Origin of the sequence: Mesorhizobium sp. B2-4-15, assembly GCF_006658505.1 — a bacterium.
Classification (GTDB): Bacteria; Pseudomonadota; Alphaproteobacteria; order Rhizobiales; family Rhizobiaceae; genus Mesorhizobium.
Genome location: NZ_VFUZ01000012.1, coordinates 50,688 through 73,406, shown reverse-complemented (window position 1 = coordinate 73,406; position 22,719 = coordinate 50,688). Strand labels below are relative to the sequence as shown.

The window sequence follows — 22,719 nt, the reverse complement described above, 5'->3', positions numbered from 1 at the left end:
GGCAGCCATGCTGGAAACACGCCCCACTCTCCTTGACCGCTTTCTCACGACCGATGCCGCCAGGTGCGCGGAACCCGACCGGACGACGCGTGAATATGTCGACAAGATGCTGGCCGGAGCGCTGCAGGAGGCGCAATCGGTGGCGCGTTCCTATGACACTAAGGCGCAGATCGTGGGCGTGGGCTACATTCTCGCCCTCAACCTGATCCTGCGCTTCGGCGACCTGCTGCCCTCGCATGCACCGCTCGGGCCGCTGTTTTACATGGCCGTCTGGGGGATCGTCATCATGCCGATCGTGCAGTTCGGGCAAGTGCTCTATCCGAGCCGCAAGCGGGCGGACAAGGAACTCAACTGCAAAATGACCGGTGCCTGCGCGGTCCCGCCCATCTACCATGTGGATCCAGGATTTTTCGCCGATGTGCGCGACCTGGTCCACCTGGCCGTACAATCCGATTGGACCTCGGTGATAGCTGCCGAACTGCTGAAGACCTCACGCGTGAGGGAGATCAAACAGGCACGTTTCCACCGCGCCCTGCTGATGACCGTCGTCTCCTTCGCCGTGCTCGGAGGCGAACAGCTTTTTCGCAGCTTCGCCTTAGCTTGAAAAGAAACCACATCAGGGGCCCCGACGGCTATGCTGAGGATCATCCTGCTTTGCCTGTGTGCAGCTCAGCTCACAGGCTGCATCGCCGCCTATCCGCGCGATGGCGTGCCGACGGAACGCATGACTGCCGCCGAAGTGAGTGGCTATCCCCGGGACATACGCGTCTGGGGCGATTCCGACGAAAGTTTCCCGCCCGATCGTCTCATCAAGTTCCGCGACGAGAGAATCAAGGCGGCAAAGGCCGACCCTTCGATCAAGCTGCGAGAGCTCGACGCGCTTACGATTTCGGGCGGCGGCAGCAGCGGCGCCTTCGGCGCGGGAATTCTCGCCGGCTGGACCAAGTCCGGTACCAGGCCCAGGTTCGACATCGTCACCGGCATCAGCACCGGATCGTTGATCGCGCCCTTCGCGTTCCTTGGCCCGGCCTATGACGATCGCCTGAAGCATGCCTTCACGACGATCAAGGACGCCAACATCTACACCGAGCACAGCTTCCTCGGCGTGCTGTCGAGCGCCTCGATCACCAGCAACGCTCCCCTTGCCAAAATGCTCGACGAAGAAGTTACCGAGGACATGCTCGATCAGATCGCCGCAGAATCCGGCAAGGGACGCAGGCTCTTCATCGGAACGACCAATCTCGATGCGGATCGGCCAGTGATCTGGGACATGGGCGCCATCGCGGCGAGCCGCCGGCCGGACCGGCTGAAGCTCTTCAAGCAAGTCATCCTGGCCTCGACCGCCATTCCAGGGATATTCCCTCCCGTCGAGCTGCAAGTGACCGCCTCCGGCAAAACGTACCACGAAATGCATGTCGATGGCGGAACCAGCAACCAGGTCTTTCTAATGCCCGCCGGCTTGAGCATGCGCGAGCTTGATCGGACGTTCCACGCCCGGGTCAAGGCGCGCCTCTATATCATCCGCAATGGCCGGACGACGCCGGTGCCTGGGATCGTGAAGGCCACATTGCCCGACATCGCGGAGAAGGCGGTCTCGTCCCTCATCAAGACGCAAGGGATCGGCGATCTTTACAGGCTTTACGCCATCGCCAGGCGCGACGGCATCGCCTACAACTTCATAGACGTTCCGGCCGACTTCACCGATGAGCCGAAAACCCCGTTCGAGAACAAGTTCATGCGGGCTCTGTTCGAAAAAGGCTATGAAATGGGCCGGGATGGCGTGCCATGGAAAAACGTGCCGCCTCGTTTTTCGAGATGAGTTGGTTCGAGCCGGTGGTCCCGCCGTGCCCGCTGGCCGTTCCGCGCGTTCCGGAAAGTCGGCCTGAATCTTCACCACTGGCTATTGTGCGAGGCAAACGGCGGCTTATCGGACCGCCATACGGGACGTTCAACGTCATGGTTGAGGCGCATTGCTGCCGCTCCGGGAATTTACCCCTCAGTGCCTTTTGAAATACTGCACCTCCTTCTCGTGCTTCTCCGCCGCCTCGCGCGTGTCGAACGTGCCCAGGTTCCGCCGCTTGCCCGTCTTCTCGTCCTTCTTGCGTGAATAGAGCCGGTATTTTCCGTCCTTGAGTTTCCTGATCATCGGTCTCTCCTCTTCGAAAAGACGAAGGGCCCGGTCGCCGCCGGGCCTTCGGATTGTCAGTCGCGGTGCTCGGGCATGGCTTTCAGCTGATCCTTGGTCCAGTTGGTCACGGCGTGGACGTCGCCGTCCTCGTCGCGCATGAAATCGAGTTCGCTGGCGGCGACGGCGACCGGCTTGGCGCCGATGCCGAGGAAGCCGCCGACATCGATGACGACCTGGCTGCCGTGCAGATGATCGACCGAGCCGATCTTCTCGTCCCGAGGCCCGTAGATGGTGGCGCCTTCGAGCGTGTCCGGAGTCAGTTCGGCCGGGCTCAGCCTGACGTGGTTTGTGTGGTCCATGACTTCAATCTCCTTGGTTGGGGGACAGGGTGAACCTCCGAGGCGGCCAAGGGTTCCGATGCAAGCGAAGGAGCTGTCGCCTATGTCGACGACGCCAGCCAGGCAGCCGCATGCCGCCGGCCTAGCTGCCCGCCGGCACCGCGCTTTCATGGCCGGCTTCAGCAATTCGGGGAACCGTGCATGGCGCCTGTCCGCCCCGAACTGCCTGAAAACAAGGCGTCAGGATTTGGCGCGCTTCTTCGCCCCGAGGCTGCGCGCGGCCTGTTCGATCGCGGCGCGGTCGCTGCCCAGGCGGTCGAGCAGTTCCTGCGCCTCGTCGCCCGAGATGCCGGTGCGCATGGCGAGATCCTCCACCGCCAGCACGTCCGAGCTGGCGATCTCGCGTGTCTGGGGCAGTGCATCGCCGGCCGTCAGCGGCAGGGCGGCCTCCCTGTCGATCTCCATCTCGGCCTGATGCCAGTGCCGCTCGTGGTCGCCATGCACGCCGCCTTCGCGCTGCCAGATCTGGTAGGCGCGCTCGCGGATCCTGTCGTTCCTGTCGTCGCTCATATCAGTTCCTCCACCGTGTGGGGAATGAACGCCGCGCTGAGGCGAACGATCCAAAAAATCTGCGTGAACGGGAAAGGCGCTGGCGCCTCTCATCGCCATCGGGCCCGCTACTCGCATTGCCGTCTCGGCCCGCCCGAATATGGCTGGTAACTGTTGTCCTCCGGCCGGTAGGAGCGGTAGCGGCTGAAACAGCTATCGACATGGTCGGCGGAAGGCTCCGTAGCGGCGGCCGAACCGGCGCCGCCCGCCTCGGCATAGCTGACTTCGGCCGAAGGCTGCGCGGACTGGCCGCCGGCGTCGAGATAGGGCGAGATGCAGGAGCGCTGCCGCCCGCTATAGGACATGTAGCTGTTGTCGCCCGGATTGTAGGAGCGGTAGTGGCTGGCGCACCATTGGACATGCGACGGCGGCAGCGCGGCCTGCCCTTCGGCCGCCACCGGCGGAACCGCGCTTGTCACGGTCGGGTCGGGCGCCGGCTCTTTGGGGGCCAGGTCAGTCGGCGCGGGCTGGTCGGCCGGCACGCGTTCGAGATTTTGCGCCGCCTTGTCCACCGGCCGCGCGTTTCTGGTCCACAGCTCCGACACGCTGACGGTCGGCCTTGCCTCACGCGGGGCTTTGGCGGCAAGCAGCCAGGCGGCGAAGCCCAGCCCGCTGCCGAAAACGGCAAGAGTCAAGACGAAGCCGCAGACCAATCCAAAAATCGCTTTCACGTCACCCTCCGTAAGCCCTCGCTCATAAAATGCGGAGCATCAAGGCTGGTTCCAGCAAAGTGCGTGCTGCAAGCCGTCGGGCTGTTCGAAGCGCTGGCACTGCCCCTCATCGCCCTGCCGGGACGCCAGCAGGCGGTGAGTTCGGCAACTGGCAGTCCGAAGCAACTATCCTGCCTCTCGAGGAGTCGGGGCGCCAGCAGCGAGGCCCGGCCCGTCTCAAACGGGCAGCCTGACCTCCACCGACATGTGGTTCTCCACCGCCAGCAATGCCGCCACCAGGTCCCTGTCGCGCTGGCGCTGCCTGAGGTAACCGGCCAGCAGCCAGTCCAGCGAGATCCTGCCGGCGCCGGCGGCGGCCAGCACGAACATGCCGCCTGATATCGCCAGGTCCTTTTCGAAATGCAGCAACTCGTTCTGGCTGGCGAAGTTGGTGTGGAACAGCGTGGCCGTGGCCAAGCAGAACAGGCCGAGCCCGATGGCGCCCAGCCGCGTCAGCAGGCCTGATGCGACGGACAGCCCTGCCCCCAGTTGCAGCGCGATGGTGGCGACGAGCAGCGGCAGGCCGACGCCAAGCGCTGCCATCGCCTTGGCGGCGGCGTCGAAATGGATGGCCAGCGTGGCGCCCTCATGCAGGAAGATGAGGGAAAGCAGCAGCCGGCCGGCGAGCAGGGCCGCGTCCCGCAGGTACAGCTTGGTGACGAGGCCGTGCAGCCTCGCGGCGATTTCGGTTGGTATCATGGTCAACCTCCATTTTTGCTAAAGGGCCGGAGCCGGCGCGAGGGAGAGGATGCCGGCTCCGGCAATGGGCGCCAGCCACGAGCGCCCAAACTTTTTTGTAGGGACTGGCGTCGGCGCCAAGGCCTCCTCATCCGGCCGCTTCGCGGCCACCTTCTCCCTACGTCCTTGGGCAGGGCAATCGCATATGGGCCAAGGCTTTCGCCCTACGAGTACCCCCACCCCACAAGGGTTCCCGCGGGGGGGGAGAAAAAGCCGCTGCTATTTCGTCACCTTGGTGTCGATGGCCTTCTGCAGGTCGGAAAGCTCGTCGCAGCCGGCGGGGCACAGCTTCTGCAGCAATGCCAGTTGCTCCTTGGCCTTGTCCATGTCGCCGGTCTCGACATAGAGCTCGCCCAGATATTCGCGGGCGGCCTTGTGGTCGGGCTTCAGCTCCAGCGCCTTGCTGTAGTAGGTCAGCGCCGTCCTGGTGTCGCCGGTCTTGCGAAGCGTGAAGCCGAGCAGATTGTAGACATCGGCCTGCTGGTTGTCCTGCGCGAGATCGCGCAGGTCGGCCAGCGCGCCCTTGTAGTCCTTGGCGTCGATCTTGGCCTTGACGGCGGTGAGGTCCGGCGCATCGGCGCCTTCTATGTCATCCACCGCATAGGCCGGCATGATCGTGGCGACGGGAACGACGGTCAGCACGGCAATCGCGCCGAGCAGGCCGAACAGGGAGTTTCTGCCCAAAAGAGACTGTTTCATTGTCTTTCTCGCTTTGATTGAGTGCCAGCATCGCGAGACCGTTTCGAAATTCGCCCTGGCGAGTCATATGCTGGTGGTTTCGAGAACCGTAGCGCGGCGGACGTTTGGGTCCGGGAGCAACGGAAGCGCGGAAAACGCCTTCGGATGGCCGCCAGAGTAGGGTTTCAAAACGGTCTCAAATTTGAACCGGGGTGAAGCCATAGGCACCGCCGTCCTTGACGAAGACGCCGGTGCCCGGGAACGGGAAGTGCGAACCGCAGACGCGGATGTTGTCCGCAATCACCCGGTCGATGATCTTGTGACGCGTGGTGATGGCGGTCGGCCCATCCTGGTCGTAGCTGCCCTGCCACTCCGGATGCGGCGCGAGAAGCGCCGGCACATACATGGTGTCGGCCGAGACCATGCACTGCTCCTTGCCGGAACTGGCGAGGTACACCGAGTGGCCTGGCGTATGGCCGGGTGCCGCGATGATCTGGATGCCGGGCGCGACCTCGGCGCCATCCTCGACCAACTTCCAGTTCTTCCATTTCGGGAAGTTCTCGGCGATGCGCTTGCCCGCCGGCTTGCGGCCCTCGGGCAGCTTCGCCAGCCGGCTGGGGTCGGTCCACCAGTTGTATTCGGTGGCGTTGACGATCAGCTCGGCGTTGGGGAACACCGGCGCGTTGGTGCCCTTCTCCATCAGGCCCCAGACATGGTCGGGGTGGAAATGCGAGATCATGATGGTGTCGATCGCCTTGTAGTCGATGCCTGCGGCGGCCATGTTGGCCGGCAGATGCGTGGCGTTGGTCTGCCATTGCCCGACGCCCGAGCCGGCATCCATCATGATCAGCCGGCCGCCCATCTTGAGCACGACGACGGTGAGCGGAATGGGCATGAAGTCGGTGGTCAGCCCCGCCTTGGCAAGCGCCGCCTTGGTGTCGTCGACCGAGACATCCCTTATGAAGGCCGGGTCGTGCGGCTTGCGCCAGATGCCGTCATAGACGGCGGTGACCTCGATGTCGCCGACCGTGTATCTGTAGAAGCCGACGGCCGGCTCCACCGGCGTTTCGGCGAAAGCGGGGCGGGTGAATTCAAGCTTGCCGGCAAGGCCGAAGGCGGCAGCGGCGGCGGCGGACTGAAGCACTGTGCGGCGTGTCATGCTGAACATTGCGATCTCCTCTGTTGCGTGGTGGCTAAAGGCACGGATGGAAATGACGGAGGGCCAGGCCCCTGGCCCTCCGTCGCTGATTGCGGACCGGGGCCGGAACCGTCGGGCTTTCGGATCGAGGCGATATAGGTGTCGTCGATGGTGGCGGCAGCCGGGTTGGCGCGGCGCCCCGGAAGATGGACGCTGCCGGCAAAGGCGGAACTCGAGGCAAGCAGCATCGCAGCCACGCTGAGAGCGAGCTTGGTCATTTCGGTAAGTTCCTTGTTCCGTTTCCTCGGCGCGGGCCGCTGAACCGGCCCCGCTGTAGGGAAGACCCGGTAAGGCTCCGCTTTATTCCCGGGTGCGGCGAGATTTTTTGGAAGGCTGGAATCTGGCGGCAGCGGCCATGCAGGGAGGGCGCCCAGACACAATCCAGAAACAATATTCAACAGTTCGGAAAAACTGGCGAAAAGATCGGATGGCATAACCATCCCTCAGCGACCGGAAATCGGCCGCCGCAAAGGCGCTCGGATACGGGCAATGCAACGAGGTTCGAACGGAAGGATGGGGTGCTGCTCGGCATGTCGCGCGTCGCCGGCAGCGCCGAGGCGATACGCTCCGTGCCCATGCTCCCGAACATGTGAAGACAGAGCGCCGAATATGTGATATCGGGCCGGCCAAAGAGGGGTGCGACTCGGCGGTCATCGATCGCCGGTCGGAATTCCGGGCGCTTTTGCTATGAAGGCGCCAGTCATTCCACCTCCATCAACAACGGTCAAATTGCAGCGGCGGCACAGCCGAGTGCCTGCCGGCGCGGCGGCATGAGCGAGATGTGCCTGTTCGGTCAGGACGAGAAAGTTTTGGAAATGGATCACGGTGTCGATATCGCCGAACTGGACAGGGAGCAATCGGGAAGAGACCCCGAAGGGGCTCGCCTGGACAGCGTCGATGCGCTTGTAAGGATTGCCTCCGGTTCCGGCACGGATATACGCGCCCAGATTTTGACGGGCGCTGATTTCGCCCGGCAGGGTCTGCCCGGTGAGCGGCTCGATGCGGTCTTCGAGCAGCTCGCCGCGACTTTCGCTGCCTTGCCGGCGGTGATCTCCGGAGGACGCGTCTGGACATATGAGGAAATGGACAAGCGCGCCAACCAGTTCGCGCGCCTGCTGATCGAACGCGGCGTGCGGCCTGGTCACCGGGTTGGGCTTATCCTCGACCGGTCGGCGGAAACCTATATCGCCCTGCTCGGCGTGATGAAGGCGGGCGCGGCCTTCGTGCCGCTGGCCACCGCCTTTCCCGAAGAGCGCATGTCGCTCATCATCGAGGACGCCAGCGTGGGGCTGATCGTCACGATCGCCGCCTACGCGTCCCGGGCCGAACTTCTGCCCGTCCCCTATGTGCTGATCGACAGCGCCGCCGCCGAGATTGCCGCACGGTCCGACGCACCGCTGCCGCCGCATGCGGCGGCATCATCCGACGACACCTGCTACATCCTCTACACGTCGGGCACCACCGGCAGGCCCAAGGGCGTGGTCATCACACACCAGAGCTTCGTCAACTTCATCCGGGTGGCCGCCGCCTCCTATGGATACCGGCCGGGCGACCGCGTCTACCAGGGCATGACCATCGCCTTCGACTTTTCGGCCGAGGAGATCTGGGTGCCGTTCGCCGCCGGCGCGACCGTCGTGCCGGCGCCGGGCCAGCTGCCGCTGGTAGGCGAGGAACTGGCGGATTTCCTGCGCCATCATGACATCACCTGCATGGCCTGCAGCCCGACGCTGCTGTCGTCCATGACCAGCGACGTGCCGAGCCTGCGCACGCTGCTGGTCGGCGGCGAGGCCTGCCCCCACAATCTGGTGGTGCGCTGGTCGAAGCCGGGCCGGCAGATCCTCAACACTTATGGACCGACCGAGGCGACCGTCACGGCGACGATGAGCGAGCTGACGCCGGACAGTCCGGTAACGATCGGCGCGCCGCTGCCCACCTATTCGATCGTCATCCTCGACCCGTCCCTGCCGCAACTTGCCGAGCCTGGCGAACTGGGCGAGATCGGCATTGCGGGCATCGGGCTCGCGGTCGGCTATCTGAACAGGCAGGACCTGACGGAACAGAAGTTCATCGCCGATTTCGTCGGCCTGCCGAACAACCCGTCGAAACGCATCTACCGCACCGGCGACCTTGGCCGGATCAACGACCATGGCGAGATCGAGTATAACGGGCGCATCGACACCCAAGTGAAGATCCGGGGCTATCGCATTGAACTGGGTGAGATCGAGGCGGTGCTGCTGGACCAGCCGGAGATCGCGCAGGCCGCCGTCACCACCTGGGAGATCGAGCCCGGCCGCGTCGAGCTCGTTGCCTATTACGCGCCCAAGGCCGGCCTGCCGCCGCTGTCGCGCGCCGACATCGCGCAGACGATGAAGCGGCGCCTGCCGGACTACATGGTTCCCTCCTATCTGGAGGAACTTCCGGCGATCCCGATGACGGTGTCGAACAAGGTGGACCTGCGCCAGTTGCCGAAGCCGACAAGCGTGCGCCTTTCGGCCGGCCGCGCGATGGTGCCGCCCGGCAATGACGACGAGCGTTTCCTGGCCGAGGCGCTGTGCGCCGTGCTGAAATTCGACGACGTGTCCGTCGAGGACAATTTCTTCGACGATCTCGGCGCCAACTCGCTGCTCATGGCTCATTTCTGCGCGCGCGTGCGCACCAGGAAGGAATGGGCCACGACCTCCATGCGCGACATCTATCTCTACCCGACGGTGGCGCGCCTGGCCAAGCACCTGAGCGTGCCGGAAGAGATGACGACGGCCACCAACGAGCCCGTCCTCATCCGCCAGGCATCGAATTTCGCCTACTGGACCTGTGGAATGGCGCAGCTGCTGTTCTACGGGGTCTACAGCTATTTAGCGCTCTGGGCGGTCAATCACGGGCTCAACTGGGTCTATGACGCGCTCGACGACCCGGTCCAGCTCTATCTGCGCTGCGTGGCGCTTTCGGCCGGTGTGTTCTTCGGCATGTCGGGCTTTGCCATTGTCGCCAAATGGGTGCTGGTCGGCCGCTGGAAGGCCGAGGCGTTCCCGATCTGGGGCCTGCGCTACTATCGCTTCTGGGTGGTCAAGACATTGATCCGCTCGGCGCCCGTCGTCCTGTTCCGCGGCAGCCCGCTCTACAGCCTCTATCTGCAGCTGCTGGGAACCAGGATCGGCAAGAACGCGGTCATCGAATCCCGCTCCGTGCCGGTCTGCACCGATCTGATCTCGATCGGCGCCCGGACCATCCTGCGCAAGGAATCGATGATCCTCGGCTATCGCGCCCAGTCCGGCTATATCCACACCGGGCCGCTGACCATCGGCCACGATGCCTTCGTCGGCGTCGGCTGCACGATCGACATCGACACCTCGATCGGCGACGGCGGCCAGCTCGGCCACTCCTCATCGCTGCAGCGCGGGCAAAGCATTCCCGACGGCGAGCACTGGCATGGTTCGCCGGCCGTTCCGACCACGGCGGACTATTGCAAGATGCGCAATGTCAACCCGTCCAACATCCGCCGCTTCCTCTTCGAGGCGGCGCATCTGGTGGGCCTGTTTGCCATCGTCACCCCCCTGCCGCTGCTGTTCCACAGCTATTGGGAAAATGTCGGCGACGACTATCAGGAGACGATCGGCGTGGTCGCGATCGGCACCACGGTCACGCTGTTCGGCTACATCGCCGCGGCCTTCCTCGCCGCGACGCTGATACCGCGCCTGACGAACCTGATCCTGAAGCCAGGCCGCACCTACACGCTCTACGGTTTCCGCTACTGGCTGCAGACCGTCGCCGAATTCACCAGCAACTCCCGCGTGCTCGGGCTCTTGTTCGGCGACAGCTCGGCAATCGTGCACTACATGCGCGCCATCGGCTGGAACCTGAACAAGGTGGTGCAGACCGGCTCCAACTTCGGCTCCAACCAGCAGCACGAAAACCCGCTTCTGTGCGAGATCGGCACCCAGACCATGGTGTCGGACGGGCTGTTCATGATCAACATGCACAAATCCGCCACCGCCTTCAGGCTGGAGCCGACGAAGATCGGCGAACGCAACTATCTCGGCAACAACATCTACTATCCGCCGGATGGACGCACGGGCGACAACTGTCTGCTCGGCACCAAGGTGATGATCCCCGTCGACGGGCCGTTGCGCGAGAATGTCGGGCTCCTGGGCTCGCCTCCCTTCGAAATCCCCCGCATGGTGAACCGCGACAAGGAGCTTATCGCCGGCATCGACGAGGAAGACCGGCGTCAGCGCATCCCGCACAAGAACCTGCACAATCTGGTGACGGTGGCCCTGTTCATGGCGGTCCAATGGGTCATGCTGTTCGCCACGCTGGCTATCTGGGACCGCGCGCTGAACTACTATACCGAATGGGCCGAGGTCGCGCTCTTCGTCGCCGTGCTCTTGACATCCGCGATCACCATTCCGTTCTACATCCTGATCGAGCGAGCCAGTCTCGGCTTCGGCAGGCTGAAGCCGCGGATGACGACGATCTACGATGTCACGTTCTGGCGCCATGAACGCCACTGGAAGCTCGCGGATTCGCCGATCGTGCGCCTGTTCAGCGGCACGCCTTTCCGGCCGATGATCCTGCGCCTGCTGGGTGTCAAGGTAGGCAAGCGCGTCTATGACGGCGGCGCCAACCTGACCGAACGCTCCCTGGTGGAGATCGGCGACGACGTCACCCTCAACGAGGGCTGCGTCATCCAGGCCCACTCGCTGGAAGAAGGTGCGTTCAAGTCCGACTATATCCGCATCGGCAAGGGCTGCACGCTCGGACCCTCCGCCTTTGTCCATTACGGCGTCGTGATGGGCGAAGGCTCGGTGGCCGATGTCGACGCTTTCGTGATGAAGGGCGAGGAGCTGGAGCCCTATTCCATCTGGCGCGGCAACCCGGCCAAGCTGCACCGGTTCGTGGAACCGGTCACGGACAGTGGCGCCAAGGTCTCCGTTTGAGGCTCGGCGTGGCCATCCGGCGAGCTGATCTCGATCTGCCGAGGGCCGGGCCTTGACGGATCGTCCGGCCAGGACCGTGGATATCCGTCTCGCTCCAGTGACCAAGGCCAACCGGGCCCTGGTCGCGTCGCTGGAACTCGCCCCGGACCAGGTGGATTTTGTCGCGACCAACGCGGAGTCGCTGGACGAGGCCAGATCCGACCGGGATGCAAGGCCCCGCGTCGTGATGGCCGGCGACCATGTCGTCGGCTTCCTGATGTACGAGGCGCCCGAGGATGACGACGAGGCACGCATCTACCGCTTCATGATCGACCGAGCCTGGCAGGGCAGAGGTTATGGCAAGGCCGCGTTGCGCCTTGTGCTGGACGAAATCGGGGGGCTCGGCCATGTCGGGCACGTTTCGATCTGCTACGAACCGGAGAACGAAGCGGCGCGCCGTCTCTATCGCGCCGCCGGCTTCCTAGAGGAAGGTCTCGACGAGGATGGCGAAATGATCGCCGACCTCGTCCTGCCGGCGGACGGTCGTTGACGCGGCCGCCCTCCCCCGAAGGCGCGCTGATCAAGGCCATCGCGGCAATCGCGCCCGGAGGTGTCCGGACCGGGTGCCGGTTGATACGCGAGGCTGACGAAACCCATCTCACCCCCGAGGAGACGCGTTCCATCCCGGCGCGCCAGCCGGCCATGCGGCGCGCCAGCGGCGCGGCGCGCTGGATCGCGCACGGGCTGCTGGCCGACATCGGAATGAGCGACGTCGCCATCTTGCGCGCGCCGTCGGGCGCTCCGGTCTGGCCGCACGGCATAACGGGTTCGCTCGCCCATGACGACGAGATGGCCGTGGCCGCGGTCGCGCCCGTCGGACGTATCGCCTCCCTCGGCATCGATGTCGAACCCGCGCTGCCCCTGCCCGATGACATTTTCGCGATCGTCTCGACCAGCGCGGACCGGATCGGCACGGCCGACCGGCGGCTTGCCGGCCGCATCCTGTTCTGCGCCAAGGAGGCGGTCTACAAGGCGGCCTATCCGCTCGACCGCCAGGTCCTCGGCTATGAGGATATCGCCGTGGACCTCGGCGCGGGCCGCGCCACGACGAGGACGGGCCGCAAGGTCAGCCTCGCCTACTGCGTCGCCCCGCGCGTGGTGGTTTTGGCGTTTGTCGACGGGGATGACCTTTAGGGTCGGACGCGATTATCCCTGCCCTGTGCCTCACGAGCTTCTGGCCGAAGCCAGAATATTTGCGTTGGCGCTGCCCCTCGCTGTCCTGCCGGACATCTCTCCCCGTAAACGGCAGGGCTATCGCATATGGGGCCAAGGCTTTCGCCCTATGAGGGGCCCCACCCCTAACTTGCCGGGGCGAGACCCGTGGCTCGCCCCGGCAAGTTAGGGGTGGGGGTCCTTCTGCGTAAGAATCCATATGCGATAGCCGTGCCGTAAACGGGGCGTGAAGAGCTGGCCGCGATGCTGGCTTCAAGGCCTTCCGTCCTTACGAGCCGGCAGCAGGTTTCTTCGGAGACTGGTCCTCCCGCCCGCCGACGATCTCCCGATAATCTCTCATCGCGCCATCCAGCCCGCGTATCCGCCAGCTGTCCCCGACCCGTCCTTCGAGATGACACGGCCCGAGCGGCACCTTGCCGCCGCCTTCGGGCAGGTCGAGCACATAGACCGGGTTGCAGATACCCGACAGCCGCCCCCTCAGCGCTTCCACCAGCGCCTGCCCTTCCGCGATCGTGGTGCGTCTGTGCGCCATGCCGCGCGCGAGGTCGCCATGGTGGAGGTAATAGGGCTTGACGCCGAGCCGGTACATCAGCTCGCGGCACAGCTCCTCCAGCACCTCGACATTGTCGTTGACGCCTTTCAGCAGGACGCTCTGGTTGAGCAGCACGAAGCCCGCCTGCCGCATCGTCCGGCAGGCTGCCTCGGCAGCGTCCGTGATCTCGCGCGCGTGGTTGAAGTGGGTGACGATTGTAACCATCAGCCGGCCCTGCAGCGCCTCGACCAGCCCCGATGTGATGCGCGAAGGCAGCGCCACCGGCACGCGCGTGTGGACGCGCAGAAGCCGCACATGGGCAATGGCTTCGATGCGGGCGCGGATCTCGGCCAGCGCCTTGTCCGGCAGCGACAGCGGGTCGCCGCCGGTCAGGATCACCTCCCGGATCTCGGGATGAGCTGCGATATAGGCCAACGCCGGCTCCAGCGCCTCGCGCGTATAGCCCCGGCCGATCGAGGTCAGCGATTCCTTGCGGAAACAGAACCGGCAATAGACCGCGCATTGATAGGTCGGGAACACCAATACCCGGTCGGCATGGCGATGCGTCAGCCTGGGCACCGGGCTGAATTCGTGATCGGCGATCGGATCGCCAAGCTCGCCCTCCGCCTCTTCCAACTCCCCGGGCGACGGGATCACCTGTGCCCGGATCGGATCGGCGGGATCGTTCCAGTCGATCAGGTCGAGATAGGCTTTCGGCGCGCGCACCTTGTGGTGGCTGGCGGCCTCCTGCGCGGCGGCGCGCTCGGCGGGCGACAGCGGCAGCGAGGCCAGGTCGCGCACATGGCGCACGCCCTGGCGGATATCATCCTGCCAGGCGATGTCGGCGGGGGCGGTAAGGGTTGCGGTCATCCAAAGCTCCTTGCACTCCGGCCGCTGAATACAGCATTGGAGGCAAGGGCTGAAGGCTCTTGCTGGCCGAAACGGCCAGAAAGCTTGGGTTCCTCGCCCCCATGAAATGGGGGAGAGGTGGCTCGGCGAAGCCGAGACGGAGCGGGGGGCAGCGCCGGCCTCGCGCATATGTCTAGAGGTTCCATTTGCAAAGCCGGAGCTTTACGAAGGCCCTCTCCGGCCGCTTCGCGGCCACCTCTCCCCCGCTTTCGGCTGGGGCGAGGAACTCAAGGCATGCGGCGCCGCGCCTAGCCTAGCCACCTGTTCCGCTCGTCGCCACCAACGCCCCGAAGGCGCTTTCAATCGTCTCGAACATCAGCTCGGGATAAAGCGCGCCCGCTTCAGGATTGGCCGTCTCCAGCGCCGTCTCGCCGCGGATCCAGAACGCCCGCAGCAATGCAAGGCCGGGGACTTGCGCGATTATCCTCTCCAGCTCTTCGGCGCTCTGCCGCATGATGCGCGGCGAGCGGCCGCTCACCTGGCGCCAGAGATCGATCATCGCGCCTTGCGTGATCTTGTTCTGCGCGATGCGGATTTCGCGGCGGACAGCACCGGGATCCTCCAGCGCGCGCATGGTGACGGCGGCGATATCCTTTTCGCTGACGAATGTCGCCGGCACATTGCCGTCGCCATAGAGCGTCACCTCGTCCGGCGGCAGGGGCGTCGAACCGTAGCGCGTCAGGTCGCCCAGCGTCGCCACCCAGGTCGAGAAGAAGCCGTTGGTGTAGATCACCGTATAGGGCAGATCGGCCTGCCTGACGGCGTCGAAGACGGCTCTCTTGATGTCTAGCGGTTCGATCGAGCCCGGTGCTGCGGCGGCAAAGTCGAGGCCGAAGCCGGCGGAAGGCACGTAGCGTGAAACGCCCACATCCTTGACGGCGCGCACCAGCGTCATCTCGCTGGCCGAGCTCACATGCACCGAACTGATGACGCGATCGGCCTTGCCGACAGCGCGCACGAGGCTGTCATAATCGCCGAGATCGCCGACATGGACGGTGGCGCCGAGCTCCTTCAGCGGGCGCATCCGCTCTTCATTGCGGGCGGTTGCCGGCCGCAGAAGAACATGGAGGCTATCGCCGTTGCGCGCGCTGGCCTTCGCCATCTCGCTGCCGAGCAGCCCGGTGGCGCCGATGATAAGGGTGCTGGTCATATCCCCCTCCCATTGCCAAGGATGGAACCGTCCCAGTCGCGCTCCAGGCCGATGTCATGCAGGCGGCGGTCGGAAAGCCGGGAAATCTGGCGCAGCGTGCGGCGGCGCTCGAACATTGCCGCGCTTCGCAGGGCAAGGCCGCTCATCGCGGCGCCGATGGGTCCAAGGGTCAAGGTCATTGTCCGTCTCCTGTTTCGCTCGGCGCAAGCGCGCCGGTGCCGCCCTGACGGGCGAGCATGACGATTGCTCACGCTGTGATTGGTCATTTCAGCGCATCCGGTGTTCCGAAGGTCGATCTGGATGCGCGGCACACCCGGATATTGGGTGTTTTCGGGCTGGACGACAAACGACTCTTTGTGCAGGATTTGTGAGCAACGCTCACAGGTCGAGATCATGCCGCGCCGACTGCCGCCCCTCACTGCCCTGCCCGCCTTCGACGCCGCCGCCAGGCATTTGAGTTTCTCCAAGGCGGCGGATGAGCTCAATGTCACCCATGGCGCGGTCAGCCGCGCCATCCGCAATATCGAAGACAGGCTGGGCATCCAGCTCTTCGATCGCGGGACGAGATCCGTGCGCCTGACCGCCGTGGGTGCAGCCTATGCGGCCGAAACCGGCAAGGCGCTCGACCAGATCGCCGCCGCCACCATTGCCGCCACGCCCGACCGTTCGACGCGCATCCTCAACGTCAGCACGTCGGACGGCTTCGCCGGCCGCTGGCTGGTACCGAGGCTGCACCGGTTCCACCGCGCCAACGCCGACATCGACGTGCGGCTCTCCACCTCCGGTGTGCTCGCCGATTTCGTCAGCGACGGCATCGACATCGCCATCCGCTATGGCCGGGGCGGCTATGCCGGCGTGACGGCTGAATTCCTCGCCGACGAGGAGGTCTTCCCCGTCTGCAGCCCCGAACTCCTGCAAGGGGAACATCCGTTGCGCCAGCCTGGGGATCTGCGGCATCACAAGCTGATCCATGACGCCTTTCGCATCGACTGGACGACGTGGCTGCAACAGGCCGGAGTCGAGGACATCGACCCCAAACGCGGCGTGCGCTTCGATTCCGCCACCTTCGCGGTGGAGGCCGCCGTGCATGGCGAAGGCGTGCTGCTCGGCCGCAGCGCGCTCGTCTCGGCCGACCTTGCGGCGGGACGATTGGTGCGGCCGTTCAACCTCGCGCTTAAATCCGCCGCCCGCTACTACGTCGTCTATCCCGACGGCGCGCTGCGTCAGAAGAAGGTCCGGGCGTTCCGCGACTGGCTATTCGCCGAGATCGCGGCAGACTGGGCCGGTGCGACAAGCAGCTGAGTGGCTAATGGCTGCACGCGCCTATTCACCGGCGCGATGGGCATCCGGCACGATGAACACTTCGTCCGCCCGGCCATAGCCCCCATCGGCGACCTCCTCCACCAGCACCATCGTGTAAGGGCGCACCCCCTCCCCGAAAAGATCGACGAACATGGCTGTCGTGCGATGGATGAGGTCTTCCTTCTGCGCCCGGGAGAGAGCCGCTTGCGGCATTTTGATATTGGCGAATGGCATGATCGTTTCCCTTATGTTCGAGGCTGGATTTCGTGGTGAAGGAGCGCCGGCGCCCGTCGACTCAGATCGCGCCGCCATTGGCGCGGACCACTTGTCCGTTGACCCAGCCGCTTTCCGGCCCGGCCAGGAACGAAACCAGGCCTGCAATGTCGTCGGGCTGGCCGAGCCGGCCGAGCGGGATCATCCTGGTGATCGCCTCGATCTGCGCCTCGCTCTTGCCATCGAGGAACAGCGCCGTCTCGACCGGTCCGGGCGCCACCGCGTTGACGGTGACGCCGCGCGCGCCAAGCTCCTTGGCCAAGATGCGCGTCATCGCCTCGACGGCCGCCTTGGTGGCGGCGTAGACGCCGTAACCCGGCTGCAGGAAGCCGACGGCGCTGCTGGAGAAATTGATGATACGGCCGCCCTCGCGAAGCCGGCGCGCGCCTTCGCGCATGCCACGGAACACGCCGCCGAGATTGATCGCGACCTGCGCGTCGAACGAGGCGTCCTCTGTCTGCGCAATCGGCGACGTCTTCATGATGCCCGCATTGTTGACGAGGATATCGACGCCGCCGAACGCCTTCTCGCCGGCATCGAAAAGGCTGGCGATGCCGGCGGGATCGGCGATATCGGCCTGCACCGCGACCGCCTTGCCGCCATCCGCTTCGATCGCGTCGACAAGCGCTTCGGCCTCCGCGCGGCCTCGCGCATAGTTTACGACGACGGCCACGCCGTCGCGGGCGAGCCGCCGCGCAACGGCCGCGCCGATGCCTCTCGAGGCGCCGGTCACGATCGCCGCTCTGGTCTGCTGATTGGTCATGAAAGTCTCTCCGTGTTGTTGGTGACACGGACATAGGCCGAGCCATGCTCCGGATAATCAGCTATCTATTGACATCACTATTCGGAAACTGCGAACAAAGCCCATGGATCGCCTGGATACGATGCGGCTCTTCGTTCGCGTTCTGGAGCGGCGCAGCTTCACCGCCGCCGCCGCCGACCTCGGCCTGCCCCGTTCAACCGCGACGGAGGCGGTCCGGCGGCTCGAGGAGCATCTCGGCGCGCGGCTTCTGGAGCGCACCACGCGGCAGGTGAACGCCACGCAGGACGGCGAAGCCTATTACCGGCGCTGCCTGTCGATCCTGGCCGAGATCGAGGATGCCGAGGCCGCCTTCCGCAATGCCGAGCCGTTCGGCCTGCTGCGCATCGATGCCAGCACGCTGCTCACCCGCACATTCCTGTTGCCGCGCCTGCCGGAATTCCTTGCCCGCTATGTCAGGATCGACCTGCAGATCGGCCAGAGCGACCGGCTGGTCGACCTCGTGCGCGAGGGTGTCGATTGCGTCATCCGCGTCGGCGAGCCGCCCGACAGCGGCATGATCATGCGGCGCCTCGCCGTCATCCGCGAAATGACCTGCGCCAGCCCCGCCTATCTCGAACGTCACGGCACGCCCACCTCCCCCGACGCGCTCGACGGCCACCAGGCGGTGGGCTTCGTGTCGTCGCGCACCGGCGAGGTGCTGCCCTTCGAGTTCACCGTCGGCGGCAGGACCGTCGAGGTTCGGCTGCCCGGCCGTGTCGCCGCCAACAATTCCGACACCGCCGCCGACCTGGCGCGGCTTGGGCTCGGCCTTATCCAGGCGCCGCGCTATCGCTTCGAAAAGGACCTTGCCGACGGCACGCTGGTCGAGGTGCTGGCCGGTTACCCGCCCTCGCCGACGCCGCTGTCGGCGCTCTACCCGCAGAACCGGCAGCTCTCGCCGCGCTTGCGCGTGTTCCTCGACTGGGCGGCGCGTATCTTCGCCGAGGCGAACTTGTAAGAGGCCCCGCAATCCGGCCCCTGCCCGCCGCGCTCGGGCCGGCCAGGCGCTGCGCGGCGTGCCTCCCCTGCCGCGGCTTCGACCGACCCGACAGCGAGGCACCGCAAATGCAGCGGTCTTCATCACTATGAAGGGGGACGCGAGCCGGCGGCCGTGAGATGATGTCTGGCAAGGCAAACACACGCTCGCCCGAAAACCCAAGCCGCGAAAGGCGGACCTGGTCAGGTCTGGTCGTCATGAGCAGATTGATGGTCGTTTGGCCGCGGCATCGCCGGATACAGCTGCCGCCGTCACGGCCTGCGAAAGATGTTCGGAGCCGCAAATCGGAGGCTGCGATGAAGCGCCTCTGCCTCATGCTTGGCTGTCTTCTGCTTGGTCTCTTGCCGGCCGGCAGCACTCTGGCGGCCGGCGCGGTGTTCTTCGGCGATGATGAGTCCTATGGTTGGTGCTCCGGCTACACAAGCAGGGAAGCCGCGCGCAAATGCGCGCTCGAGCAGTGCAAGGGAGCAGAAGGCGTAAATTGCCAGTTGGCCTTGGAATGCCAGGGCGGATGGGGGGCGGTCGCCACGGGCGACAATGGCGGCTATGGCATAGCCTGTGAGGCCTCCATGGAGGTCAATGCACGCATTCAGGCCCAATTGGCATGCACCTTCGCAGTGAAAGGCTTGTGCCACACGCAAACCACCTTCTCCGAGCGCAATCAGTCCATCAGCCAGGACGACAACGCGCTGTTTGACCGCACGATTTTCGCGCAGGTCCTGCTGCTCAGGCTGGGCTACTACAAGGGCCGGATCGATGCCCACGCGGGATCGGATACAAGGAGCGCGTTGAAGTCGTTTCAAAGCCAAGCAGGCTTGCCGGTTACCGGCGAACCCGACGAGAAAACGCTCGACCAGCTGACGGCCAAGCTCGGCGGCGCCGGCGCGCTCGTGGCAGCCATCCTGGAGGGAAATCGCGATGTCGACACTTCGGACTGGCACATAAAGACGGCAGCGCCGCGCGCCGAGGCCGTGCAGTCATCGACGTCGCGGAACATACCGACCTCCCCGCTCGACGCATTCGGCGTGAACGAGGAGGCCCTGAACGGTGCCCTGTCGGAAGGCGTCGGCAACATCAATGGCCAGACGGGCAATAATTTCAGTTTCCAGGGGACTTTCACCTGCGGCCGCCTGACGGGCGACAGCAAGATCAGGTGCACGGCGACGGTGACCGATCCGGCCAGTCCGGAAGCGGATGTCGTCGATCTCTACCATGTCGATGGATCGGACGTATTCGCGCAAATGGAGGCGATGGCCGACAAGAGGTCGCGCGAGGAAGGCGGCGCCGACCATCTCGACAGGAAGTCGCAGGCGACGTTCACGACCAAGGACGGAGAAAAACGGGTGGTCGATTTCGGTTGCGTGCAGCACTTCGGAGACCGCGTCTCGCACGGCATCTGCTATATCGAAGTCACGAAAAGCATCGGCTTGATGACGACCGTGGCGCCACCGTCGCCAAATCGCGATCCGGGCGGCGTGAAAGCCACGGACGATGGGACGGCCGAAATGCAAAGAGCGTTCGATTTGTTGGGAGGGATGTCGCTCGCCCTGCTCGACGTTCCGTTGAAGAAGTAGGGACCCGTCTTAGCCCCGCCGCTTCCCGCCCGACGCCCTCGACAAAGAGGATAGGGACAGGCGTCGATCGTTGCCCATCGGCGCCATCTGATGCCATTGTCGCCGCGACAGCGCGCCATGCGATGGGGCGCCGCCAGGGAGGATTGCCATGACCAGGACTGAAACCGGCTTGCCGCGCTATGAGGACGCCGTTCAGCGCTTTCGCATCGAGGACGAAATCGCCACGCTCTATGGTGACCCGACGATGGGCGTCAACGCCTATGTCGAATGCTGCGGCCGCCACATCGGCCAGAACCGGCTGGCCCTGCGCGCGATCTCGGCAGGCGGCGAGCTGAGCGAATTCAGCTTCGACGACCTTGCCGACATGTCGGGCCGTGTCGGCAACCTGCTCAGGCAATCGGGCGTCGGCCCCGGCGATGTCGTCGCCGGCATGCTGCCGCGCATTCCCGAACTGGTGGCGCTCATCCTCGGCGCCTGGCGCATCGGTGCCGTCTACCAGCCGTTGTTCACCGCTTTCGGACCGAAGGCGATCGAACACCGGCTCGGCTACAGCGGGGCGAAACTGGTGGTGACCAATGCGGCCAACCGCGGCAAGCTCGACGAGATCGAGACCTGCCCGCCCATCGCGACCATCATCGGTGCCGGTGATGCCTTGCCCGCTGGCGACATCGATTTCCGCGCCGCCCTCGCCACCGCCTCTCCCGACCGCGAACCCGTCATGCGCAAGGGCGGCGACCTGTTCATGATGATGTCGACTTCCGGAACGACAGGCTTGCCCAAGGGCGTGCCGGTGCCGCTCAGCGCCCTGCTCGCCTTCGGCGCCTATATGCGCGACGCGATCGGGCTGCGCCCCGACGACGTGTTCTGGAACATCGCCGATCCCGGCTGGGCCTATGGCCTTTATTACGCCATCACCGGCCCGCTGCTTCTTGGCATCGCGACGACCCTCTACGAGGGCGCCTTCAACGCCAGGAGCACCTACGACATCATCGAGCGGTTGGGCGTCACCAGCCTTGCCGGCTCACCCACCGCCTTCCGCCTGCTGCTCGCCGAAGGGCCGGAAGCGGCCGCCCGGGTCAAGGGCCGGCTGCGCGTGGTGAGCAGCGCCGGCGAGCCGCTCAACCCGGAAGTGATCCGCTGGTTCGACGCCCATCTCGCCGCCCCCATCCACGATCATTACGGCCAGACCGAGAACGGCATGATGGTCAACAACCATCATGGGCTCGCGCACACCGTGCGCGCGGGCTCCGCCGGCTTTGCCATGCCGGGCTACCGCATGGTCGTGCTGGACGACGAAGGCCGCGAACTCGGCCCCAACCAGCCCGGCATCCTCGCGGTCGACATCGCCAATTCGCCGCTGCGCTGGTTCGGCGGCTACCACCAGGCCGAGACGCCGGCCATCGCGGGCGGCTATTACCGCACCGGCGACACGGTGGAATACGAGCCGGACGGCTCGGTCTCCTTCATCGGCCGCGCCGACGACGTCATCACCTCGTCCGGCTACCGCATCGGCCCCTTCGATGTCGAAAGCGCGCTGATCGAACATCCCGCCGTGACCGAGGCGGCCGTGGTCGGCGTGCCCGACCCGCGGCGCACCGAGATCGTCAAGGCCTTCGTCATCCTGGCGCCCGCCCATCAGGGCAGCCCCGAGCTCGCCGAGGAGCTGGCGCAGCACGTGCGCAAGCGGCTCTCCGCCCACGCCTATCCGCGCGAGATCGATTTCGTCAGCGAATTGCCGAAGACCCCGAGCGGCAAGATCCAGCGGTTCCTGCTGCGGAAGGCGGAGGTCGAAAAGCGGAAAGGGTGAAGCGGGCCGCTCATACCGGCCAGCTCGAGCGACGTCGGCGAAGCGCCGTGCCCTCTTTCAGCTTCGGTGCTATGTTACCGCGGTGACCCTACCCGCTTTATTGAGGCGACAACTGACTCGCGCTTGCCGAACTTCGATGCCGCCCTGTCTTGCATAGTCTATTCGCACCTTGATCGGCGCCGTGAGTACACCCCCACTGTGGCGCAAGGCACCCGCGCTGACTGCATTGACGCGCACGGCGCCAAGCGGCTTCGCGGCGGACATGATCGCCGCGCGGCAGGCTAGCGCGATCGCGGTTGGCGTGCCGGGTTTCGCTGTAAAGGGTTCCGGTGATCCAAGGGGATATCCCGGATTGGGGTCGCCCTCGCCGGCTTTGGAAGGCCTGAGGATGGGCGGCAGGAAATTCGATTGCCTGGCGGCCTTGGCGGAGGCAGTGGCTGTCGTGGCAGCGGCCGGCTTGCCGGGAGCGGTCGCCGAACCGTTTTCGACGGACGGGGCGTTGCCGAGGCCGATACCCGTCGAAGGGCTTCCGCTTGTGTTGCCAACGTTGCCGCTGGCACCAACGCCTGCGGCGGGTGACCCGTTACCGACGCCGACCGACGCCCCGACATTTGCTCCGCCTGCACCGTCCACGTTTGTGCCGACCCCCACGGATCCGCCTTGCGAACCGACGCTCACTCCAGCGCCGACCCCCAGGCCGCCAACCTTACCGCCTGTACCTGCATCGAGAGCCGAGGCGGGCCCAATTGCGATACCGATCGCCAACGCGGCTGCGAAGTACTCTTTTATCATCATCCTCCCCTGCGGGATGCATGTCGTTCGCTTGTC

Annotated in this window: 24 protein-coding genes; 10 read left to right on the top strand and 14 right to left on the bottom strand. The window is 65.3% G+C overall.

The genetic code is table 11. From position 1 onward, the window contains the following. Nucleotides 1–7: 7 nt before the first annotated feature. Together FJ930_RS16095 and FJ930_RS16090 are read left to right on the top strand one after the other, a co-directional pair. Entirely contained in the window at nt 8–604 is a 597-nt protein-coding gene (locus tag FJ930_RS16095; protein ID WP_140741427.1) for a hypothetical protein, read from the top strand. Between the two features lie 30 nt (nt 605–634). Then, nucleotides 635–1,819 (top strand): patatin-like phospholipase family protein, encoded by a 1,185-nt coding sequence (locus FJ930_RS16090; protein ID WP_141838960.1) that lies wholly within the window; start codon nt 635–637, stop codon nt 1,817–1,819. A gap of 177 nt (nt 1,820–1,996) precedes the next feature. Here FJ930_RS16090 and FJ930_RS16085 read toward each other — a convergent pair whose 3' ends face one another. From FJ930_RS16085 to FJ930_RS16050, 8 genes are all read right to left on the bottom strand, one after another. After that, nucleotides 1,997–2,146 carry a hypothetical protein gene (locus FJ930_RS16085; protein ID WP_010910556.1) on the bottom strand — a complete coding sequence of 50 codons (150 nt, stop codon included), beginning with the start codon at nt 2,144–2,146 and terminating at the stop codon, nt 1,997–1,999. A 56-nt stretch (nt 2,147–2,202) separates the two neighbouring features. Continuing rightward, nucleotides 2,203–2,487, bottom strand: coding sequence for a PRC-barrel domain containing protein (locus tag FJ930_RS16080; RefSeq protein WP_140611503.1), 285 nt, complete (start codon nt 2,485–2,487; stop codon nt 2,203–2,205). 219 nt (nt 2,488–2,706) lie between these two features. Then, nucleotides 2,707–3,036, bottom strand: coding sequence for a DUF2934 domain-containing protein (locus FJ930_RS16075; protein ID WP_141838958.1), 330 nt, complete (start codon nt 3,034–3,036; stop codon nt 2,707–2,709). Between the two features lie 107 nt (nt 3,037–3,143). Further along, a complete protein-coding gene (locus tag FJ930_RS16070; protein WP_141838956.1) occupies nt 3,144–3,746 on the bottom strand; it encodes a BA14K family protein in 603 nt (200 codons plus the stop codon). 216 nt (nt 3,747–3,962) lie between these two features. Next, nucleotides 3,963–4,484: a DoxX family protein gene (locus FJ930_RS16065; RefSeq protein WP_141838954.1), complete on the bottom strand. Its 522-nt coding sequence runs from the start codon at nt 4,482–4,484 to the stop codon at nt 3,963–3,965. A gap of 258 nt (nt 4,485–4,742) precedes the next feature. Beyond that, a complete protein-coding gene (locus FJ930_RS16060; protein ID WP_141838952.1) occupies nt 4,743–5,222 on the bottom strand; it encodes a tetratricopeptide repeat protein in 480 nt (159 codons plus the stop codon). Between the two features lie 175 nt (nt 5,223–5,397). Beyond that, nucleotides 5,398–6,369, bottom strand: coding sequence for an MBL fold metallo-hydrolase (locus tag FJ930_RS16055; protein ID WP_141838951.1), 972 nt, complete (start codon nt 6,367–6,369; stop codon nt 5,398–5,400). Next, complete coding sequence (locus FJ930_RS16050) at nt 6,357–6,833, bottom strand: hypothetical protein (protein WP_141838949.1); 477 nt, start codon at nt 6,831–6,833, stop codon at nt 6,357–6,359. The genes FJ930_RS16055 and FJ930_RS16050 overlap by 13 nt, the downstream gene beginning before the upstream one ends. A 381-nt stretch (nt 6,834–7,214) precedes the next feature. Here FJ930_RS16050 and FJ930_RS16045 point away from each other — a divergent pair, with 381 nt between their 5' ends. From FJ930_RS16045 to FJ930_RS16035, 3 genes are read left to right on the top strand one after another with little or no spacing between them, the layout of a single operon-like run. Beyond that, on the top strand, nt 7,215–11,333 hold the full coding sequence (locus FJ930_RS16045; protein WP_181763398.1) for a Pls/PosA family non-ribosomal peptide synthetase: 4,119 nt from the start codon (nt 7,215–7,217) through the stop codon (nt 11,331–11,333). Nucleotides 11,334–11,385: 52 nt separating this feature from the next. Beyond that, the gene (locus tag FJ930_RS16040; protein WP_141838947.1) at nt 11,386–11,862 is read left to right on the top strand and encodes a GNAT family N-acetyltransferase; all 477 of its coding nucleotides are present in this window, start codon (nt 11,386–11,388) and stop codon (nt 11,860–11,862) included. Next, nucleotides 11,859–12,506, top strand: a complete 648-nt coding sequence (locus FJ930_RS16035) for a 4'-phosphopantetheinyl transferase superfamily protein (protein WP_141838945.1) — start codon at nt 11,859–11,861, stop codon at nt 12,504–12,506. Before FJ930_RS16040 ends, FJ930_RS16035 begins: the two co-directional genes overlap by 4 nt. 307 nt (nt 12,507–12,813) lie before the next feature. On the opposite strand, the gene FJ930_RS16030 is transcribed toward FJ930_RS16035, so the two are convergent. The 3 genes from FJ930_RS16030 to FJ930_RS16020 form a co-directional block, all read right to left on the bottom strand. Then, nucleotides 12,814–13,947 carry a KamA family radical SAM protein gene (locus FJ930_RS16030; protein WP_141838943.1) on the bottom strand — a complete coding sequence of 378 codons (1,134 nt, stop codon included), beginning with the start codon at nt 13,945–13,947 and terminating at the stop codon, nt 12,814–12,816. Between the two features lie 292 nt (nt 13,948–14,239). Continuing rightward, nucleotides 14,240–15,136: an NmrA family NAD(P)-binding protein gene (locus FJ930_RS16025; RefSeq protein ID WP_141838941.1), complete on the bottom strand. Its 897-nt coding sequence runs from the start codon at nt 15,134–15,136 to the stop codon at nt 14,240–14,242. After that, nucleotides 15,133–15,315, bottom strand: coding sequence for a DUF1127 domain-containing protein (locus FJ930_RS16020; protein ID WP_141838939.1), 183 nt, complete (start codon nt 15,313–15,315; stop codon nt 15,133–15,135). The genes FJ930_RS16025 and FJ930_RS16020 overlap by 4 nt, the downstream gene beginning before the upstream one ends. A 57-nt stretch (nt 15,316–15,372) precedes the next feature. Here FJ930_RS16020 and FJ930_RS30740 point away from each other — a divergent pair, with 57 nt between their 5' ends. Then, nucleotides 15,373–15,507 (top strand): hypothetical protein, encoded by a 135-nt coding sequence (locus tag FJ930_RS30740; protein WP_281408910.1) that lies wholly within the window; start codon nt 15,373–15,375, stop codon nt 15,505–15,507. A 22-nt stretch (nt 15,508–15,529) separates the two neighbouring features. After that, on the top strand, nt 15,530–16,438 hold the full coding sequence (gcvA, locus tag FJ930_RS16015; RefSeq protein ID WP_141838937.1) for a transcriptional regulator GcvA: 909 nt from the start codon (nt 15,530–15,532) through the stop codon (nt 16,436–16,438). A 21-nt stretch (nt 16,439–16,459) separates the two neighbouring features. Here gcvA and FJ930_RS16010 read toward each other — a convergent pair whose 3' ends face one another. Beyond that, nucleotides 16,460–16,672 (bottom strand): 4-oxalocrotonate tautomerase family protein, encoded by a 213-nt coding sequence (locus FJ930_RS16010; protein ID WP_141838935.1) that lies wholly within the window; start codon nt 16,670–16,672, stop codon nt 16,460–16,462. Between the two features lie 61 nt (nt 16,673–16,733). Further along, nucleotides 16,734–17,474, bottom strand: a complete 741-nt coding sequence (locus tag FJ930_RS16005) for an SDR family oxidoreductase (RefSeq protein WP_141838933.1) — start codon at nt 17,472–17,474, stop codon at nt 16,734–16,736. 103 nt (nt 17,475–17,577) lie between these two features. Between FJ930_RS16005 and FJ930_RS16000 the strand changes: the two genes are divergently transcribed. From FJ930_RS16000 to FJ930_RS15990, 3 genes are all read left to right on the top strand, one after another. Continuing rightward, nucleotides 17,578–18,471, top strand: coding sequence for a LysR family transcriptional regulator (locus FJ930_RS16000; RefSeq protein ID WP_141838931.1), 894 nt, complete (start codon nt 17,578–17,580; stop codon nt 18,469–18,471). 335 nt (nt 18,472–18,806) lie between these two features. Then, nucleotides 18,807–20,084, top strand: a complete 1,278-nt coding sequence (locus FJ930_RS15995) for a peptidoglycan-binding protein (RefSeq protein ID WP_181763392.1) — start codon at nt 18,807–18,809, stop codon at nt 20,082–20,084. 148 nt (nt 20,085–20,232) lie between these two features. Further along, the gene (locus tag FJ930_RS15990; RefSeq protein WP_141838927.1) at nt 20,233–21,891 is read left to right on the top strand and encodes an acyl-CoA synthetase; all 1,659 of its coding nucleotides are present in this window, start codon (nt 20,233–20,235) and stop codon (nt 21,889–21,891) included. Between the two features lie 69 nt (nt 21,892–21,960). Here FJ930_RS15990 and FJ930_RS30510 read toward each other — a convergent pair whose 3' ends face one another. Continuing rightward, nucleotides 21,961–22,680, bottom strand: a complete 720-nt coding sequence (locus FJ930_RS30510; protein ID WP_246676940.1) for a hypothetical protein — start codon at nt 22,678–22,680, stop codon at nt 21,961–21,963. Between the last annotated feature and the right edge of the window lie 39 nt (nt 22,681–22,719).

Excerpts from the sequence above, each read along its gene's own strand:
- FJ930_RS16010 (WP_141838935.1), bottom strand. The coding sequence starts at position 16,672 with ATGCCATTCGCCAATATCAAAATGCCGCAAGCGGCTCTCTCCCGGGCG.
- FJ930_RS16065 (WP_141838954.1), bottom strand. The coding sequence starts at position 4,484 with ATGATACCAACCGAAATCGCCGCGAGGCTGCACGGCCTCGTCACCAAG.
- FJ930_RS16005 (WP_141838933.1), bottom strand. The coding sequence starts at position 17,474 with ATGACCAATCAGCAGACCAGAGCGGCGATCGTGACCGGCGCCTCGAGA.
- FJ930_RS16095 (WP_140741427.1), top strand. The coding sequence starts at position 8 with ATGCTGGAAACACGCCCCACTCTCCTTGACCGCTTTCTCACGACCGAT.
- FJ930_RS16060 (WP_141838952.1), bottom strand. The coding sequence starts at position 5,222 with ATGAAACAGTCTCTTTTGGGCAGAAACTCCCTGTTCGGCCTGCTCGGC.
- FJ930_RS16045 (WP_181763398.1), top strand. The coding sequence starts at position 7,215 with ATGGATCACGGTGTCGATATCGCCGAACTGGACAGGGAGCAATCGGGA.
- gcvA (WP_141838937.1), top strand. The coding sequence starts at position 15,530 with ATGCCGCGCCGACTGCCGCCCCTCACTGCCCTGCCCGCCTTCGACGCC.
- FJ930_RS30740 (WP_281408910.1), top strand. The coding sequence starts at position 15,373 with ATGACGATTGCTCACGCTGTGATTGGTCATTTCAGCGCATCCGGTGTT.
- FJ930_RS16085 (WP_010910556.1), bottom strand. The coding sequence starts at position 2,146 with ATGATCAGGAAACTCAAGGACGGAAAATACCGGCTCTATTCACGCAAG.
- FJ930_RS16090 (WP_141838960.1), top strand. The coding sequence starts at position 635 with ATGCTGAGGATCATCCTGCTTTGCCTGTGTGCAGCTCAGCTCACAGGC.
- FJ930_RS16030 (WP_141838943.1), bottom strand. The coding sequence starts at position 13,947 with ATGACCGCAACCCTTACCGCCCCCGCCGACATCGCCTGGCAGGATGAT.
- FJ930_RS16000 (WP_141838931.1), top strand. The coding sequence starts at position 17,578 with ATGGATCGCCTGGATACGATGCGGCTCTTCGTTCGCGTTCTGGAGCGG.
- FJ930_RS15995 (WP_181763392.1), top strand. The coding sequence starts at position 18,807 with ATGAAGCGCCTCTGCCTCATGCTTGGCTGTCTTCTGCTTGGTCTCTTG.
- FJ930_RS16025 (WP_141838941.1), bottom strand. The coding sequence starts at position 15,136 with ATGACCAGCACCCTTATCATCGGCGCCACCGGGCTGCTCGGCAGCGAG.
- FJ930_RS15990 (WP_141838927.1), top strand. The coding sequence starts at position 20,233 with ATGACCAGGACTGAAACCGGCTTGCCGCGCTATGAGGACGCCGTTCAG.
- FJ930_RS16075 (WP_141838958.1), bottom strand. The coding sequence starts at position 3,036 with ATGAGCGACGACAGGAACGACAGGATCCGCGAGCGCGCCTACCAGATC.
- FJ930_RS16080 (WP_140611503.1), bottom strand. The coding sequence starts at position 2,487 with ATGGACCACACAAACCACGTCAGGCTGAGCCCGGCCGAACTGACTCCG.
- FJ930_RS16055 (WP_141838951.1), bottom strand. The coding sequence starts at position 6,369 with ATGTTCAGCATGACACGCCGCACAGTGCTTCAGTCCGCCGCCGCCGCT.
- FJ930_RS16020 (WP_141838939.1), bottom strand. The coding sequence starts at position 15,315 with ATGACCTTGACCCTTGGACCCATCGGCGCCGCGATGAGCGGCCTTGCC.
- FJ930_RS16050 (WP_141838949.1), bottom strand. The coding sequence starts at position 6,833 with ATGCCATCCGATCTTTTCGCCAGTTTTTCCGAACTGTTGAATATTGTT.